This window comes from Agrobacterium sp. 22094 (assembly GCF_052046015.1).
GTDB lineage: Bacteria > Pseudomonadota > Alphaproteobacteria > Rhizobiales > Rhizobiaceae > Agrobacterium > Agrobacterium cavarae.
Genome location: NZ_JBQEPX010000003.1, coordinates 324,027 through 340,673 on the forward strand (window position 1 = coordinate 324,027; position 16,647 = coordinate 340,673).

21 protein-coding genes and 1 tRNA gene are annotated in these 16,647 nt (G+C 57.8%); 16 read left to right on the plus strand and 6 right to left on the minus strand.

Features of this window, described 5'->3' with window-relative positions; genetic code table 11:
* The first annotated feature begins 218 nt into the window (after window positions 1-218).
* The 5 genes from ACTJK5_RS16405 (at window position 219) to ACTJK5_RS16425 (ending at window position 3,772) form a co-directional block, all read left to right on the plus strand.
* Entirely contained in the window at window positions 219-371 is a 153-nt protein-coding gene (locus ACTJK5_RS16405; protein WP_111847411.1) for a hypothetical protein, read from the plus strand.
* Window positions 372-385: 14 nt separating this feature from the next.
* Window positions 386-1,339 (plus strand): site-specific tyrosine recombinase XerD, encoded by a 954-nt coding sequence (gene xerD, locus ACTJK5_RS16410; protein ID WP_440612835.1) that lies wholly within the window; start codon window positions 386-388, stop codon window positions 1,337-1,339.
* Window positions 1,340-1,402: 63 nt separating this feature from the next.
* A complete protein-coding gene (locus ACTJK5_RS16415; RefSeq protein ID WP_113225161.1) occupies window positions 1,403-2,356 on the plus strand; it encodes an acetyl-CoA carboxylase carboxyltransferase subunit alpha in 954 nt (317 codons plus the stop codon).
* A gap of 173 nt (window positions 2,357-2,529) precedes the next feature.
* A complete protein-coding gene (locus tag ACTJK5_RS16420; RefSeq protein ID WP_113225160.1) occupies window positions 2,530-3,267 on the plus strand; it encodes a YrbL family protein in 738 nt (245 codons plus the stop codon).
* Window positions 3,268-3,397: 130 nt separating this feature from the next.
* A complete protein-coding gene (locus ACTJK5_RS16425; RefSeq protein WP_440612836.1) occupies window positions 3,398-3,772 on the plus strand; it encodes a hypothetical protein in 375 nt (124 codons plus the stop codon).
* A gap of 23 nt (window positions 3,773-3,795) precedes the next feature.
* Here ACTJK5_RS16425 and ACTJK5_RS16430 read toward each other — a convergent pair whose 3' ends face one another.
* Entirely contained in the window at window positions 3,796-4,230 is a 435-nt protein-coding gene (locus tag ACTJK5_RS16430) for a hypothetical protein (RefSeq protein ID WP_062423887.1), read from the minus strand.
* A gap of 47 nt (window positions 4,231-4,277) precedes the next feature.
* Window positions 4,278-4,362 (minus strand) — tRNA-Leu (locus ACTJK5_RS16435).
* 332 nt (window positions 4,363-4,694) lie between these two features.
* Between ACTJK5_RS16435 and ACTJK5_RS16440 the strand changes: the two genes are divergently transcribed.
* Window positions 4,695-5,210 (plus strand): disulfide bond formation protein B, encoded by a 516-nt coding sequence (locus ACTJK5_RS16440; RefSeq protein WP_440612837.1) that lies wholly within the window; start codon window positions 4,695-4,697, stop codon window positions 5,208-5,210.
* A 307-nt stretch (window positions 5,211-5,517) separates the two neighbouring features.
* On the opposite strand, the gene ACTJK5_RS16445 is transcribed toward ACTJK5_RS16440, so the two are convergent.
* Window positions 5,518-6,075: an HNH endonuclease gene (locus ACTJK5_RS16445; RefSeq protein ID WP_062423942.1), complete on the minus strand. Its 558-nt coding sequence runs from the start codon at window positions 6,073-6,075 to the stop codon at window positions 5,518-5,520.
* A gap of 99 nt (window positions 6,076-6,174) precedes the next feature.
* Window positions 6,175-6,819, minus strand: a complete 645-nt coding sequence (locus tag ACTJK5_RS16450) for a DNA-3-methyladenine glycosylase family protein (protein ID WP_440612838.1) — start codon at window positions 6,817-6,819, stop codon at window positions 6,175-6,177.
* 53 nt (window positions 6,820-6,872) lie between these two features.
* On the opposite strand from ACTJK5_RS16450, the gene gluQRS reads away from it, so the two are divergent.
* A complete protein-coding gene (gene gluQRS / locus ACTJK5_RS16455; protein WP_440612839.1) occupies window positions 6,873-7,754 on the plus strand; it encodes a tRNA glutamyl-Q(34) synthetase GluQRS in 882 nt (293 codons plus the stop codon).
* On the opposite strand, the gene ACTJK5_RS16460 is transcribed toward gluQRS, so the two are convergent.
* Window positions 7,725-8,633, minus strand: coding sequence for a YihY/virulence factor BrkB family protein (locus ACTJK5_RS16460; RefSeq protein ID WP_062423945.1), 909 nt, complete (start codon window positions 8,631-8,633; stop codon window positions 7,725-7,727). The two genes, gluQRS and ACTJK5_RS16460, sit on opposite strands and share 30 nt — an antisense overlap.
* Window positions 8,634-8,805: 172 nt before the next feature.
* Here ACTJK5_RS16460 and ACTJK5_RS16465 point away from each other — a divergent pair, with 172 nt between their 5' ends.
* The 7 genes from ACTJK5_RS16465 (at window position 8,806) to ACTJK5_RS16495 (ending at window position 14,252) form a co-directional block, all read left to right on the plus strand.
* On the plus strand, window positions 8,806-9,639 hold the full coding sequence (locus tag ACTJK5_RS16465) for an SDR family oxidoreductase (RefSeq protein ID WP_440612840.1): 834 nt from the start codon (window positions 8,806-8,808) through the stop codon (window positions 9,637-9,639).
* 94 nt (window positions 9,640-9,733) lie between these two features.
* On the plus strand, window positions 9,734-9,931 hold the full coding sequence (locus tag ACTJK5_RS16470; RefSeq protein WP_062423947.1) for a twin transmembrane helix small protein: 198 nt from the start codon (window positions 9,734-9,736) through the stop codon (window positions 9,929-9,931).
* A 1-nt stretch (window position 9,932) separates the two neighbouring features.
* Window positions 9,933-10,520, plus strand: a complete 588-nt coding sequence (locus tag ACTJK5_RS16475) for a cob(I)yrinic acid a,c-diamide adenosyltransferase (protein ID WP_440612841.1) — start codon at window positions 9,933-9,935, stop codon at window positions 10,518-10,520.
* A 29-nt stretch (window positions 10,521-10,549) separates the two neighbouring features.
* Entirely contained in the window at window positions 10,550-11,326 is a 777-nt protein-coding gene (locus tag ACTJK5_RS16480; RefSeq protein WP_440612842.1) for a rhomboid family intramembrane serine protease, read from the plus strand.
* 180 nt (window positions 11,327-11,506) lie between these two features.
* Window positions 11,507-12,253: an electron transfer flavoprotein subunit beta/FixA family protein gene (locus ACTJK5_RS16485; RefSeq protein ID WP_440612843.1), complete on the plus strand. Its 747-nt coding sequence runs from the start codon at window positions 11,507-11,509 to the stop codon at window positions 12,251-12,253.
* 23 nt (window positions 12,254-12,276) lie between these two features.
* Window positions 12,277-13,206, plus strand: a complete 930-nt coding sequence (locus ACTJK5_RS16490) for an electron transfer flavoprotein subunit alpha/FixB family protein (RefSeq protein WP_062423951.1) — start codon at window positions 12,277-12,279, stop codon at window positions 13,204-13,206.
* Window positions 13,207-13,370: 164 nt separating this feature from the next.
* On the plus strand, window positions 13,371-14,252 hold the full coding sequence (locus ACTJK5_RS16495) for a 3-hydroxybutyryl-CoA dehydrogenase (protein ID WP_062423952.1): 882 nt from the start codon (window positions 13,371-13,373) through the stop codon (window positions 14,250-14,252).
* On the opposite strand, the gene tlpA is transcribed toward ACTJK5_RS16495, so the two are convergent.
* Window positions 14,253-14,921 (minus strand): thiol:disulfide interchange protein TlpA, encoded by a 669-nt coding sequence (gene tlpA / locus ACTJK5_RS16500; protein WP_440612844.1) that lies wholly within the window; start codon window positions 14,919-14,921, stop codon window positions 14,253-14,255.
* Window positions 14,922-14,943: 22 nt separating this feature from the next.
* Here tlpA and argH point away from each other — a divergent pair, with 22 nt between their 5' ends.
* Window positions 14,944-16,344 carry an argininosuccinate lyase gene (gene argH / locus ACTJK5_RS16505; RefSeq protein WP_113227206.1) on the plus strand — a complete coding sequence of 467 codons (1,401 nt, stop codon included), beginning with the start codon at window positions 14,944-14,946 and terminating at the stop codon, window positions 16,342-16,344.
* A 107-nt stretch (window positions 16,345-16,451) separates the two neighbouring features.
* Window positions 16,452-16,646 (plus strand): LPS translocon maturation chaperone LptM, encoded by a 195-nt coding sequence (gene lptM / locus ACTJK5_RS16510; RefSeq protein ID WP_113265431.1) that lies wholly within the window; start codon window positions 16,452-16,454, stop codon window positions 16,644-16,646.
* Window position 16,647 lies beyond the last annotated feature (1 nt).

The following is a 16,647-nucleotide window of genomic DNA, read 5'->3' on the forward strand; positions in this document are numbered from 1 at the left end:
ATGTCGCGCAAAAGTGTGCAGCGGTTTTGCGATAACGACATGCGATGAAACAAGAACCTAAAGCCTAGAGCGCGAATCTGAAGGATCGCGGCGGGCGCGCTTTAAGCCATAGAAATAGCCTGGCCGGATGACACCGATTGTCATGCGGAAGGCCAGCCACGCCATGCCCTTGCCAAGATGTTCTCACAGGCAAGGCGACCAAGTGCTGCGGAGTGATCATGCCCACCCTTTTCCGTTTTATCTTCATCCTCGCGGCCATCGCCGGCATTATCTATGGAAGCATGGTATCGCTTGTTTCGCTGGTGAAACCGCGCGAGCGGGAGGTCACGGTTCGCATTCCGTCCGAGCGCCTCAATCCGCCGACACCTTGAGGAGCAGGCAAGCCATGTCTCGCCAGGATCATGCACGACTGGAAGGCTTTCTGGAAATGATGAGCGCCGAGCGCGGTGCGGCGATGAACACGCTTGCCTCCTATGAGCGCGATCTCAACGACCTGATGGCGTTTCTCTCATCGCGCCATGCGTCATTGACCGAGGCAACCACAGCCGACCTCTCGGCCTATCTGGCTCATCTTTCTGCGCAAGGCTTTGCCGCATCCTCGCAGGCACGGCGCCTTTCTGCGCTCCGGCAGTTTTACAAGTTTCTCTATTCTGAGGGTGTTCGCACCGACGATCCTACTGGAATATTGGACGCGCCACGCAAAGGTCGATCTCTTCCGAAAACCATGAGTGTTGCCAGCGTCACAGCGCTTCTCGCCAAAGCCGCGGAAGAAGCGAGCCTGGAAGGGCCGGGGCAACTGGCGCGCATCCGCATGCATCTTCTGCTGGAGCTGCTCTACGCAACGGGCATGCGCGTTAGCGAACTCGTCTCCTTGCCGGCCAAGGTCCTGCGACACGAAGGCCGTTTCCTGATGATCCGCGGCAAGGGCAACAAGGATCGCGTCGTCTTGTTGTCACGAACGGCGATCGAGGCGATGGAGAGATACGATGAAGCCCGCAAGGCGCTCGCGCCGAAGGGCAAGTCAGACGAAGAAAGCCCGTGGCTGTTTCCCTCTGCCAGCAAGGAGGGGCATCTGCCCCGTCAGGTGTTTGCCCGCGACCTGAAGGATATCGCCATCCGCGCCGGCCTCACCCCCTCGGCCGTCTCGCCGCATGTGCTTAGGCACGCCTTTGCCAGCCATCTTCTGCAGAACGGCGCGGATCTGCGCGCAGTGCAGGAACTGCTCGGCCATTCGGACATTTCAACGACACAAATATACACACATGTGTTGGAAGAACGCCTCCAAGAGTTGGTACAAACGCACCACCCTCTTGCCAAACAGGGCAAAAACCTTGATTAGAGCGACCGGAACCGCCGGGAGAGCCCGGTCAAACCTTGCGCAAAACGATCGGAAACGGATCTCATGCTCAGCTATCTCGACTTCGAAAAACCCATTTCGGACCTGGAAGGCAAGATTCTTGAACTGAAGAAACTGGCCGCAGAAGACGAGAGCATAGATACGTCCGAGGAAATTTCGCGTCTGGAATCGCGCGTCAACGACGCGATGCAGGACATCTATTCCAAGCTGAATGCCTGGCAGAAGACGCAGGTTGCCCGCCACCCGCAGCGCCCGCACTTCATCGACTATGCGAGCGCGCTCTTCACCGACTTCACGCCGCTGGCCGGCGACCGCAAGTTTGCCGAAGATGCCGCCATCCAGGCAGGTCTTGGCCGTTTCAACGGCCAGCCAGTCGCAATCATCGGCCAGGAAAAGGGCAACGACACGAAGTCGCGCCTCAAGCATAATTTTGGTAGCCCGCGTCCGGAAGGATACCGCAAGGCGATCCGCGTTCTGGAACTGGCCGACCGCTTCTCTCTACCCGTCGTGACGCTCATCGATACCGCCGGCGCTTATCCAGGTGTCGGTGCTGAAGAACGCGGCCAGGCGGAAGCCATCGCCCGGTCGACGGAAATGTGCCTGAACGCCAAGGTGCCGATCGTGTCCGTCGTCATCGGCGAAGGCGGCTCCGGCGGCGCCATTGCGATCGCCACCGGCAACCGTGTCTACATGCTCGAACACGCAATCTACTCTGTGATCTCCCCCGAAGGTGCAGCCTCCATCCTCTGGCGCGATTCGACCCGCGCCAAGGAGGCCGCGACCAACATGAAGATCACTTCGGATGACCTGAAAGCGCTCGGCGTCATTGACGGGATCATTCCGGAGCCCATCGGCGGCGCCCACCGCGACCCCTCAGGCGTGATCGCCGCAACGGGGAAAACAATCGAATCTGCGTTGAAAGAGCTGACAGCTCAAACCGGCAGCCAGCTTCGCGCCGAACGTCGTCAGAAGTTCCTGGACATCGGCCGCAGCCTGTAATCCGCTCGACCCTGTTTTCTGCTTGTGAAGGCGCGCCGCTCCCGGTGCGCCTTTTGCTTATCTGTGGTTCACACCGCCACGCGATAGGCCTGCCTTCTCGCAAACGAAGCTTTTGTCTCGCACTAATATGCAATATGAGGAATATTTCATATTTATGACAACAGGAGACAGTGATGTCGATATCGGCGTCGGTAACCGATAATTCCCGGTCCCCGTTAAGACTTCTGGAAAAGCCGCTGGCGTCCGGCATGTCGCGTGAGGTCTACGCTCTTCCCGGTACCAACATGCTCGTGAAGGTGCAGACAAAGATGCCGCCACGCCGCTACTTCCAGAACATCCGGCTGCTGTATTTAGTGCGGCGTTTCTATAAGGCTATCGTGCCGCTGCGGCGCGAATTGCGGGAGTATGAGCGGGTCGCACAAGAAGGCCCCAGAACCGCGCGCCATCTCCAGCATTTTGCAGGCGTCGTTTCTACCGACAGGGGCACAGGCATTCTGGTGAAGGCTGTGCGCCGGAGAAACGGTGCCCTTGCGATGACCCTTCAGGATGCGATCGAGAGCGGGCAATACAGCCAGCAGACGGATGCTGCGCTTTCGGAATTCCTGGACTGGCTGGTCAAGAGCGAGATTGTTGCCGTGGACGTGCACCTGAAGAATATCGTCGTTGACGAGAAGAACGGTGCACTCGTCCTGATCGACGGCATCGGAGACAAGACCTTCCTTCCCGTCCGGTCATGGTTTTCCTGGCTAAACCGGAGCTATAAGAAGCGACTGGCCCAGTCGATCTATGCAGAAGTGGCGCACCGTTTCATGAGATCAACGTTGAGCAACCGGACTGTTCTTCTGCTCTTCGTATTCGCAGGTACGATGTTGGGTATCGATATCTCGGATGGCCAGTTGATCGATGGATGAATCTTCGTAGTTTCCAATAAGTCCGTGGACACCTGCATCTGACCCCAGCAAACTATTGACTCGATCTCGATCTTACGTTGTATCGTTGATCAAGGGACGTAGGGGCGTCTTCGAGGGGTAAAGGGACATCATGAAAAAGATTTTGACGCTGCTGGTCGCAGGACTGGCCGTGACTGCCTGTGCAAAAAGACCAGATGCTATTGTTCCAGTCGATGTGCCGATGGCCGCTTATGGCAACATGGACTGCCAATCATTGGCGCAGGAGTACCTGAAGGAGCAAACCGCTCTATTGGCCGTCTCCAAGCAACAGAACGATGCCGCAACAGGCGATGCTTTTGGCGTCTTTCTAATAGGCGTTCCGATGTCGAGCACCTTTGGTGGTGATAAGGAAGGTCAGTTGGCTGTCACGAAAGGCAAAGTCAACGCGATCGAAGCCAATCTGAGAAGCAAAGGCTGCAACATTCCCACGGTGACAAAGCCGGGAAGCAAAAAGTCGGCGAAGTGACAACGTGATTTCGCTGTAAGGTATCACACCTCTAGCGACTCATCGACGATAGAAGAATCGACCGGCGGCATTTTGTTGGCGGTCATTCTGGTGATCGGAACATACCGCTCGACTGTTGTACTTGTCTCTAGGGCATTGATCGCTTTGCTTCGGACAAAGCTGGAATTCTCAACGGCGCCAAGGCGAGCGACTGTCCGCTGCGCGCTCTCCACATACATCGCGTGCGAAATGTCTCCCCGGTGAAACAGAATGTAATTTTTGACCTCGATAGGTAACGTACGACGCAGCAAGTATTCTTGCCCAGCCATCCGCTGCGGTTCGCAGTTCATGCCATTTGTAAAACCCAGAAGGCATGACTGCACGAAAGGGAGATCGGATTTGCACGAGTCCATCTCGAAGCGGATTCGGCCAAAGCGCGCGAGTATCGCCCACGCTCTGAGGTTGTCAAAAAGTGACACAAAAAGCGCCTAAAAGCGCAGCTTTCTCAGTGGCTTGAAAAAGATGATGGTGCCCCTTGCCGGAATCGAACCAGCACTCCTTTCGGAACCTGATTTTGAGTCAGGCGCGTCTACCAATTCCGCCAAAGGGGCAACTCCGAAGCGTGTCGGTTGGTATGCGGCGGACTATACGAACCGCGGGTCTTTGGTCAACCTGTTTTTGCTGAAAACTGCGTTTGATGAAACTTTGCTTGTCTGCCGCTGGAGCGGCGGTTCTGAGGATTGCAGTTCGGGTGGGACTGGATTAGAGCGATGGTGCTTTCCGTCCTGAAGCGCGTTGCGATCGTTCAATTTCGCTTGGCTTGCTTTGAGGCGTTGTTTTGTAAGGCCTCGTTCGTGGAGACGCTGAACTTTCTTCGGAGCGGGGCGCCTTAGTTTCCACCTGTTCAGGTGGTTTGCAGGATTTTGGCGTTATGAGGACGATGATGAGCGTAGGTGTTTCAGCGGAAAAAAGCCGCATGGTTTCGGCGTTGCTTGTCACGGCGGGTATGATCTTCACCGTTGGGTCGGCTTTGGGATTTCAGCATATCGGCGGCTATACGCCCTGCGCGCTTTGCCTGTTGCAGCGTGATCCGTACTATTATGCGACCCCGATCGGCGTTCTTGCCATCCTCGCCAGCATCTTTAGGCTGCCGGCTGCCCTCACGCGGGTGCTGCTCGTCTTGATCGGCATCGCCATGCTCATTGGGCTTGGGCTTGGCGTCTATCATTCGGGTGTTGAATGGGGGTTTTGGCCGGGTCCAACGACCTGTGCGACCGGCGCACCCTCCATCACCACCAATGCCGGCAATCTCTTGAGTGATCTTAACGCCATTAAGGCGCCGTCCTGCAACGAGGCAGCGTTGCGTGTTCTGGGCCTTTCCTTTGCGGGCTGGAACGTGATCGCAAGCGCAGTGCTTGCTGGAATCGCGTTCTGGGGTGCAAGCCGCAAAAGCGTTTGATCAAAGCGAGATACGGACTTAAAGCGCACCGCGATTTTTGAAGCTTGCGGTTTGCTCTTAGCTTTACGTGTGGATCCCGTTATCGCCGCGAGCTTTAGAGCGCCGTGCGTCTCACTGGACGTGCAAAAGACGCTCGATCTCTGAGACTATACGCATCTTGCTTTCCGAAAATCAGTTTCGATTTTGATGCCGATGCCGATGCCGATGCCGATGCCGATGCCGTCGCACGGCGCTTCGTCCGCTCGAAGGGCACGAGGGGTCACAGAATCCGCGTCTACCTTTGCCGTCGGAGGCAGTCCTGAAAAAGTCAGGGCTGCAGTTCGGTATCCCAGTAGAGATAGTCCATCCAGCTTTCGTGCAGGTAGTTCGGCGGGAAAGACCGTCCGTTGTTATGCAGGTCCTGAACCGTTGGCTGATAGGGATGCTGGTGCGGGAACATGCCGGCCTGTTTCGGTAGCTTGCTGCCCTTTTTGAGGTTGCAGGGAGAGCAGGCCGCCACAACATTGTGCCACGTCGTCTCTCCGCCATGGGCGCGAGGGATGACGTGGTCGAAGGTCAGGTCGTCGCGAGATCCGCAATACTGGCACTCGAACTTGTCGCGAAGGAACACGTTGAAGCGGGTAAAGGCGGGGTTTCGCGTTGGCTGGACATAGGTCTTGAGGCTGACGACACTCGGCAATCGCATCGAAAAACTGGGAGAGCACACCGCGTGGTCGTATTCCGCGATGATGTTCACACGGTCGAGGAAGACTGCCTTGATCGCGTCCTGCCAGGACCAGAGCGACAAGGGATAATAACTCAGTGGCCTATAGTCTGCGTTCAGGACGAGCGCCGGCAGGGCCTGTGGTGAAACTGCAATCGTCAAGGGCGTCTCCTGAGCGATTCTGCATCTACATCTGTATATTAGGTCTGTTGTTACAGGATTGTGAAGCCTCTAAATGAAGCACGGAAAGAAAGGCGGATTTCAGGCAATCGGCAGCGCATCCCGCCGCGTGATCGAAGCGTAGTAGGCCCAGAAAATGCGCGCGGCGACTGATTGCCACGGCGACCAGAAACGAGCCCTTTCGGCAAGTTCGTTTCGGCTCGGACGGACGTCCAGCGCGAAGGCGTGCATCACGGCGGCCTGAAGTGCCACATCGCCAGCGGGGAAGATATCGGCGTGCCCGCCGCAGAACATCAGATAGACTTCCGCCGTCCAAGGACCGATGCCTTTCAGGGCAGTCAATCGTTGCATCGCGACGGTTGGCTCCAGGTGGCTGAGTTCGACGAGATCCAGTTCTCCTGCGGCAACTACCTCGGCGAGTGACAAGAGTGTCGTCCGTTTGGCATTCGACAAGCCGAAGCTTGAGAGGGTCGCCTCATCCACGGCGAGAAAATGCTCGGCCGTAATGGTTTCTGTGCCCGCCACCATGCGGCGCCAGATGGCATCGGCGCTCGCCCGGGAGATCATCTGCGAGACGATGATATGCGCCAATCCGGCAAATCCTGCCTCGTTCAGCCTGAGCGGGATCACACCCGCCCGCTCGATCACCGGCTCCAGCCGTGCATCGATCAGGCGAAGTGCGGACACGCCCTCGTCGATATCGGCCGTGGATTGGATGATCTTCATTTCAGAACCCGGTCCATAATGACAGTTCGCCGCAAAACGTGGCAGAAGACATTATGACTTCACCCTTTCGTCAAAATCCAGTCTTTCGCTTTGCGCCCAGTCCCAACGGCCCGCTGCATCTGGGGCATGCACTTTCGGCTTTCCTGAACCATGACATGGCCGTCGCGCAAGGTGGGCGCTTCCTGCTGCGTATCGAAGATATCGATTTGATGCGCTGCACCCCTGCTTTCGAGCAGGGTATCTATCAGGATTTGCGCTGGCTCGGCTTGCAGTGGAAAGAGCCTGTTCGGCGGCAATCGGAGCATTTTTTGGAATATCGTGCGGCGCTGGATCGTCTTATCGAGATGGGGCTGGTCTATCCGGCCTTCATGAGCCGCGGCGAGATCAAGGCTTTTGTTTCGGAGTACGAATCAGCCGGTCGAAGCTGGCCGCGCGATCCGGATGGTGCACCGCTCTATCCGCCGCGGGACAAGGAGCGTGGCCCCCAAGAGGTCAAAGCCTTGCTGGCGACCGGCGCAAAACATGCCTGGCGCCTGAATATGGAGAGAGCGCTGGCGCAGCTTTCCGATCCTTTGGTCTGGTTGGAGTTGGGGCAGGGCAGTGACATATCGATCAAGGCCGATCCGGCCGCCTGGGGCGATGTGGTTCTGTCCCGCTCCGATGCCCCGTCCAGCTATCACCTGTCCGTCGTCATCGATGATGCGCTGCAGGGCGTGACGAAGGTGGTGCGTGGGCTCGATTTATTCCATGCCACATCCGTGCATCGTCTGCTCCAGGCGCTGCTCGATCTGCCGGTGCCGGACTATCATCATCATCGCCTCATTTTGGGCTCGGATGGGCGCAAGCTGTCGAAGAGCGAAGGCAGCACAGGGCTGACGGTCCTGCGTGACGCGGGTTGCACGCCGTCAGATGTCCGCCGCCTCGTCGGCCTCTAGCGCCCGTCTGAGACTGCCAGTGCGGATGCCAGCCTTCACCACCCGGCGAACGCGGTACTTCATCAGCGCCGCATTGACCTCAGCACCCAGCATGAAGATCACGCCAACCATGTAAAGGAACACGAGGACGATCATCACCGAGGCGAGACCCGCATAGGTGGCGGCATAGTTGGCGAAGGTGGCCAGGTAGTAGGCAAAGATCGCAGCGCCGATGATCCAGAAAATCATCGTCAGCAGAATACCGGGCAGAACGTCCCACAGCTTGCGGCGGCCTGCCGGCAGCCACAAATGCGCGGCAACAAGGCCCGCGGTCAAGACCACGATAGTCCCGTAAAGGCCGAGATTGGAAACCAGTTGCAACACCTCTGTCAGAAGGGAAGAGCGGGTTTCGACGAATTTTAAAGCGACAGGAACGGCAACCAGGACGATGCTGATGCCGGCAAAGATGATGACGGCCAGCACGACATAAAAGAGGCTGAGAAGACGGGTGATGTACCACCAGCGGGTTTCGGTGACGCGATACGCGCGGTTCAGCGAAATGCGGATGGCTTCCACGCCATTGGAGGCGAAGTAAGCTGCCGCCAGAACCGAGATGGTCAAAAGCCCGCCACGCGGTATCGTCAGAACCTGCTGAACCTGGGCTGCGAGCGGCCCGGCAATGGCCTCCGGCCATGTGTCGAAGATCAGATGAACCGCCGTTTCCGAAAACTGATCCGCACCGAGAAAGCTTGCAAGTGCCGTCCCGAAAATCAGGAAGGGAAAAAGCGCCAAAAGGCCAGACAATGCGACATGGCTTGCCATGGCCCAGCCGTCATCCTCGGCAAAGTGGATATAGGCGTCGTAGGCAACTTTGCGGGCGAGGCTTAAAGCGGCAGCCATGTCACCTCCTTGATCAGAATTTCATTCGTAACGAGCAATGAAATATGGGAAATGGGTTTCGAATTGTATAGCGCCCGAAACCGTGCATCGGTTCCATTTCACCGATAAGAATTGTGCGCTATTCAACGGGACGCAAGCTTCTTTACCTGCTTGTTGAAGTGTCGAGGATACCATGTCTGAAAAGCCCGTCATCATCATCACCGGCTGCTCCACCGGGATTGGTGCCTATTGCGCCGGCGCGCTTCACCGTGATGGCTGGCGGGTCTTCGCCACGGTGCGCCGAACGGAGGATTTGGCGGCATTGGAAGGTCAGGGCATCGAAGCGCTGATCATGGACTATACCCGGCCGCAGAGCATTGCCGCTCTGGTAGATGAGGTCGCAGCCCGCACCGGCGGCCGCATCGATGCGCTCTTCAACAATGGCGCTTATGGGCAGGCCGGCGCGGTGGAGGATATTTCCGTCGCGGTGCTGCGCCAGCAATTCGAGACCAATGTGTTCGGCTGGCACGACCTGACCTGCCGTGTCATCCCATTCATGCGCAGACGAGGGCAGGGACGAATCGTTCATTGCTCTTCCATTCTTGGGCTAGTGCCCTATCGATATCGCGGCGCTTACAACGCGTCGAAATTTGCTTTGGAAGGGCTCGGTATCACCTTGCGCATGGAGTTGGAGGGCAGCGGTATTCATGTGAGCCTCATCGAGCCCGGCCCGATCGCCTCGAATTTTACGGCGACGGCCTTGAAGCATATCAAGGCCAATATCGATATCGAGAATTCGGCGCACGCGCAGGAATACAGACGCCAGCTTGCCCGGCTGGAAGGCAGCGGACCAGTCAATAAGCATAAGCTCGGTCCCGAAGCGGTGTACAAGGACCTGCATCATGCTTTGACGGCGCGTCGTCCAAAGCCGCATTATGTGATCACCACGCCGGCCAAGCAGGGTGTGCTGTTGAAGCGTCTACTGCCAGCTTCTCTATTTTACAGACTTCTTCGCAAGTTCGACTAGCTAAATCGCCATCTCATCCGTTAGAACGCTTGCGGTTGTCGTTATCGCAAAGAACGCTAACCATTTTGCGCGACATGCTGAGGGAGGCAATAGGATGTCCAGCTTTACCACCGTGCTTGCGGTCATTGTCATGGGGCTGGTCGTGCTGGTTCTCATCCGTGGTCTGTTCAACATGTTGAAGGGGACCGATGCCAACCGCTCCAACCAGTTGATGCAGTTGCGGCTTATTCTGCAGGCCGTGGCAATCGTTTTGATCATGCTGACCTTGTGGCTGACAGGAGGCGGGCGCTAATATGGTGAAACTCAACAAGATTTACACTCGGACGGGCGATGACGGCACCACGGCGTTGGTCTCCGGGCCCCGCCGGGCGAAATATGATCTGCGCGTGGAAAGCTATGGTGACGTGGACGAGACCAATTCGGTCATCGGCATGGCGCGGCTACATACCACCGATTTGACCGAACTCGACGCGATGCTGTTTCGCATTCAGAACGATCTTTTCGATCTGGGGGCAGATTTGGCCACACCCGATGATGGTAAGCCCTTGTCTTACGAGCCGCTGAGGATCGTCGAATCGCAGGTCACCCGCATCGAAAAGGAGATCGATGCTTTGAACGACACGCTGTCGGCTCTCACCTCCTTCGTGCTGCCCGGCGGCTCGGCCGCGGCGGCGCATCTGCATCTGGCCCGCACGGTGTCGAGACGGGCGGAGCGCCGTATGGTGGAGCTTGCGAAGATGGAAGACGAGATCGTCAGCCCCGCTGCGCTGAAGTACATCAACCGCCTGTCCGATTTCCTCTTCGTTGCCGCGCGTTTCGCCAATCATAATGCGGACGCGATAAAGGCGGATGTCCTCTGGGTACCCGGAAAGAACCGCTGAGTTGAGCGCAAAGGCAGAGGTCGCATTCCATGTTCATCCCGCTGCATGATGCGAACTCGCTGAAGCACATCAAGCTGCAATATGTGACGGTTTCGCTGATCGGCATCAACATTCTCGTCTGGCTGGTCGTTGGCGCATTTTCGAGCGATCAGCAGGCGAGCGCTGCGGTGCTGGGGCTAGGTTTCATTCCCGCCGTTTTGTTCGACTACGCTTCGCTTGACCCTGCGCTGGTCCTGGTCCCGAAAGATGCGACGATCGTTACCTATGCGTTCCTGCATCTGAGCTTTTGGCACCTCGCATCCAACATGGTGTTTCTCTGGGTGTTCGGCGACAATGTGGAAGACGCGTTCGGCCATCTCGGCTTTCTGATCTTCTATCTTGCCTGCGCCGCCGCAGGTGCGCTGCTTCACGGGTTTATCGCGCCACAGTCCCAAGGTCCGCTGATCGGGGCATCGGGTGCGGTTTCCGGCGTGGTTGCCGCCTATCTTCTACTGCATCCGCGCGTGCGGGTCTGGGTGCTGGTCTTCATGCGCATTCCGGTGCCGCTTCCAGCCTTCATTCCCCTGGCACTATGGGTTGGCCAGCAATTCGTCATGCTGCTCCTGAGCCCGGAAGAAAGCGTCTCCTGGGCGGCACATGTCGGAGGTATTGTGACGGGGGCGATCCTTGTCGTTTTCTTTCGTCGAAGCGGCGTTCCACTGGTTGACCGGACACTGGTTACGCCGCGGGCGGTTCAGCACAAAAATCAGGGGCTGCAAGACGCTGGCGTGTCGCAAACGGAACGGCCATCCGATAGTATTCCGTGAAAATTATTCTGAGAACGAGTATTTACGTTCACGTCAACGTAAGATATTTCGTGAGTGCATCGCGTCATGAGCATTGTTCCGTTGATCTCATTGGAAAAATGCGTATCCATGGCTCAACTTGATTGTCAGGAGGACCGTTTGCCTACGCGCTTACGGTCAGGAGTTGAAAGAAGGCTGCCGATGAAGATTCTTGTCCCAGTGAAGCGTGTGGTGGACTACAACGTGAAGATCCGCGTCAAGGCGAATGGCTCCGGTGTAGAGCTTGCCAACGTCAAGATGTCGATGAACCCTTTCGACGAAATCTCCGTCGAGGAAGCCCTGCGGCTGAAAGAGGCTGGCAAGGCCGAGGAAGTGATCGTCGTGTCCATCGGCCCTGCAAAGGCTGAAGAGACGCTGCGTACCGCACTCGCTATGGGTGCCGACCGCGCCATCCTCATTGAGACCGACGAGACCGTTGAGCCGCTCGCTGTTGCCAAGCTTTTGAAGGGCGTCGTCGAGGCGGAAAATCCAGGTCTCGTCATTGTCGGCAAGCAGGCGATCGACGACGATTCCAACCAGACCGGCCAGATGCTGGCAGCGCTCCTGGGCTGGGGCCAGGGCACGTTTGCTTCCAAGGTTGAGCCGTCCGATGGCAAGGTTGCTGTGACCCGCGAAGTGGATGGTGGTCTGCAGACTGTCGAGCTGAAGCTTCCGGCTGTCGTCACCACCGACCTTCGCCTCAACGAGCCGCGTTATGCCTCGCTGCCGAACATTATGAAGGCCAAGAAGAAGCCGCTCGACAAGAAGTCGCCCGCCGATTTCGGCGTCGACATCGCTCCGCGCCTCAAGGTTTTGAAGACCGAAGAGCCCGCTGGCCGCAAGGCAGGCGTCAAGGTTGGATCCGTCTCTGAACTGGTGTCCAAGCTTAAAGCCGACGGCGTCCTTTAAGGAAAGTGAAAGGGAGATAAACCATGGCCATTCTTCTTCTGGCAGAACACGACAATGCAACCCTTTCCGACCAGACGGCAAAGACGCTGACGGCGGCAACGCAAATTGGTGGTGACGTGCATGTGCTGGTCGCCGGCTCGGGCGCCAAAGCGGCAGCCGATGAAGCTGCGAAGCTTTCCGGCGTTTCCAAGGTGCTGCTTGCCGACGACGCATCTTACGCCAACCAGTTGGCCGAGCCGCTGGCTGCACTGATCGTTTCGCTGGCTGCATCCTATGATGTGATCATCGCCCCTGCCACGGCATCGGCCAAGAATGTGCTGCCACGCGTGGCAGCGCTTCTCGATGTGGCGCAGATTTCCGAAATCACGGACGTCGTGTCCTCCGATACTTTCAAGCGTCCGATCTATGCCGGTAACGCGATCCAGACGGTTCAGTCGACTGACGCCAAGAAGGTCATCACCGTTCGTACCGCATCCTTTGCTCCGGCTCAGGCTGGCGGTTCTGCCTCCGTCGAATCCGTCTCGGCTGCCGAAAACCCCGGCGTTTCCTCCTTCGTTTCGGACGCGCTTGCTTCGTCCGACCGTCCGGAACTCACCTCTGCCAAGATCATCATCTCGGGCGGTCGTGCGCTCGGTTCTTCGGAGAAGTTCAAGGAAGTCATCCTGCCGGTTGCCGACAAGCTTGGTGCTGCCGTCGGCGCATCGCGCGCTGCCGTCGATGCCGGTTACGCGCCGAACGACTGGCAGGTTGGCCAGACAGGCAAGGTGGTTGCTCCGCAGCTTTACATCGCCTGCGGCATCTCCGGTGCCATCCAGCATCTGGCGGGTATGAAAGACTCCAAGGTCATCGTCGCCATCAACAAGGACGAAGAGGCACCAATCTTCCAGGTTGCCGATTACGGTCTCGTCGCAGACCTCTTCGAAGCCCTTCCAGAGCTTGAAAAAGCAATCTGATAACCGCAATGATGGGAAGCGGCGCGTTTTTACCGACGCGCCGCTTTCGTTTTGTGGCAATATGCGCAACAACGAAGATCTGAAGCGCGACCGGGTCAGTCTGAAAGACCAAGACGCGCTTCGACGCCATGAGCGCTGAGACCAACCCGACAGGAGATAAACGCATGACAGCCCCAATCAAGAACATCGGTGTTATCGGAGCCGGTCAGATGGGCTGCGGCATCGCGCATGTGTCGGCTCTGGCAGGCTACAAGGTGCATATCTACGATGTCTCCAAGGACCGCATCGAGGCGGGGCTGGCCACCATCAACGGCAATCTGGCGAGACAAGTCTCCAACGGCAAGCTTGAGGACGATGCGCGCAAGTCCGCGCTCGGCCTGATCGGCGGGTCTTCCGATCTGAACGATCTGGCGGCAATGGATCTCGTCATCGAGGCCGCTACCGAGAACGAAGAGGTCAAGCGCAAGATCTACGCTCAGGTCTGCCCAGTGCTGAAACCTGAAGCCCTGCTTGCCACCAACACCTCTTCCCTATCCATTACCCGCCTGGCGTCTGCGACCGACCGCCCCGAACAGTTCATGGGCATTCACTTCATGAACCCGGTACCGGTGATGAAGCTCGTCGAACTGGTGCGCGGCATTGCCACCGGCGAAAAGACCTTCGAGACGGCCAAGGATTATGTCCGCTCGCTGGATAAGGCGATTACCGTTGCGGAAGATTTCCCGGCCTTCATCGTCAATCGCATTCTCTTGCCGATGATCAACGAGGCGATCTATACGCTTTATGAAGGCGTCGGCACGGTGGAAGCCATCGATACCGCCATGAAGCTTGGTGCAAACCACCCCATGGGCCCGCTGCAGCTTGCCGACTTCATCGGTCTCGACACTTGTCTTTCGATCATGCAGGTGCTGCATGATGGCCTGGCCGACAGCAAATATCGCCCATGCCCGTTGCTGGTCAAATATGTCGAAGCAGGCTGGCTTGGCCGCAAATCCGGCCGCGGCTTTTACGATTACCGTGGCGAGATTCCGGTCCCGACACGCTGATCAGGGGGAGGTTGCTGCCGTTACCAGCGCCTTGGCGTCGGGGCTGTCCCAAGCGGCCGGGCCGTTCATGGAAGCGAGCAGGCAGCCCTTGTCATCTAGAAGCAGCGTTGCCGGCAGGCCGAAGGCAAGGCCTTCCTTTTTCAAGGCATTGAAGACGCCCATGGAGCTATCGCGGTAAAGCTTCAGCGAATCGATCTTGTATTCGCTCATGAAGGCTTTCGGCTTCTCATCCTCGCCATTGTCGATATTGATGGTCACGACTTCGAACGCGTTACTGCCCTTTTCCTTCTCCAAAGCGTTGAGAGCAGGCATCTCCTCGCGGCAGGGGACACACCATGTGGCCCAGAGATTCAGAAGAACGGTTTTGCCTTTGAGATCCGCTTGCGTCATCGCCGTGCCGTCGGCCGATTTGAAGGAGAGCGGAATGACACGGGGCTTATCGGTCGGCGACATCGCCGCGATCTGGCCTTTCAGCAGGGGCTCGATGCTGGCAATGCGCTTGGCCGCGCCTTCACATAAAGCCGCATCCGCCACCGCTGCCCCTTGAACCTGTCCTTCAGACCCAATATGCCTGAACAACACCGCTCCCCCGCCGCAGACAATCCCGGCGATGGCGGCAATTGCAACAAGTCTGACGGAAGGAAGTCTGAAAGGTCTTTTTTCTGTCATCGAATACTCCAGGGCATGCACAATGGCTGACGGCGCAGAACAAAAATCCTCCAACCAGATGTGGGGCGGACGCTTTGCTTCCGGTCCCTCCGCCATCATGGAAGAGATAAATGCCTCCATCGGCTTCGACAAGAAGCTTTACGCCCAGGATATCCGAGGCTCCATCGCCCACGCCACCATGCTTGCTGCAAAAGGCATTATTTCGGCCGAAGATAAAGACAAGATCATCGAGGGTCTGAACACGATCCTGTCAGAAATCGAGGCAGGGACCTTCGAGTTTTCGCGCAAGCTCGAAGACATTCACATGAACATCGAGGCGCGTCTCGCAAATCTTATCGGACCCGCCGCTGGACGCTTGCACACGGCGCGTTCGCGCAACGATCAGGTCGCACTCGATTTCCGCCTCTGGGTCAAGGAAGAGCTGCAGAAGACCGAAGCCATGTTGAGCGCTTTGATCGCAGCCTTCCTCGACCGCGCCGAGCAGCATGCCGATACGGTGATGCCGGGCTTCACACACCTGCAGACGGCTCAGCCCGTCACCTTCGGTCATCACTGCATGGCCTATGTCGAAATGTTTGGCCGCGACCGTGCCCGCGTTCGCCATGCTATCGAGCATCTGGATGAAAGTCCGATCGGCGCTGCGGCGCTTGCCGGAACCGGCTACCCGATCGACCGCCACATGACGGCGAATGCACTCGGCTTCCGCGAGCCGACGCGCAACTCCATCGATACGGTGTCGGATCGCGACTTCGCACTGGAGTTCCTCTCGATCGCCTCCATCTGCGCCACGCATCTTTCGCGCCTGGCGGAAGAGATCGTCATCTGGTCGACACCGCAATTCGGCTTCATTCGTCTGTCGGATGCTTTCTCCACCGGCTCCTCGATCATGCCGCAGAAGAAGAACCCTGATGCCGCGGAACTGGTGCGCGCCAAGACCGGCCGTATCAATGGCTCGCTGGTCGCGCTTCTCACCGTGATGAAGGGTCTGCCGCTCGCCTATTCCAAGGATATGCAGGAAGACAAGGAACAGGTCTTCGATGCGGCGGAGAGCCTGGAGCTTGCGATTGCCGCCATGACTGGCATGATCCGCGATCTGGAAGTGCGCGCTGATCGCATGCGCGCCGCTGCCGGTTCCGGTTACTCGACCGCGACGGATCTTGCCGACTGGCTGGTGCGTGAAGCTGGCCTGCCATTCCGCGATGCGCATCACGTGACAGGGCATGCGGTTGCGCTTGCGGAAAAGAAGGGCTGCGATCTGGCCGATCTTTCGCTTGAGGAATTGCAGGCGATCAATTCGGCGATCACCGCCAGCGTCTTCGACGTGCTGTCGGTCGAGGCGTCGGTCGCAAGCCGCACCAGCTTCGGCGGTACGGCGCCGTCTGAAGTGCGCAAGCAGATCGCCTGGTGGCGCGGTCGTAACTGATCGAGCAACCGATCAATCTGGCGTTACGCCACCATCACAAGAAACAGGGTGCACAAGCTCCCTGTTTTTCGTTATCAGAGATGCAAAGATTTCCTTTGGACGGGTCCATGCTCCTTAAAACCTCTCGCAGTATCATCATTCCGGTCAGCGTGGCGCTCGCTGCAGGTCTTGCTCTCTCCAGCTGTGGCCGCAGGGGCGATCTCGATGCGCCGAGCACGCCGGTCGAGCAGCGCAACCAGCGCACAAACGGCAAGGTGGAAACGACGCCGGAACGCCCCTTCATCCTCGACAAGCTTCTGTAAC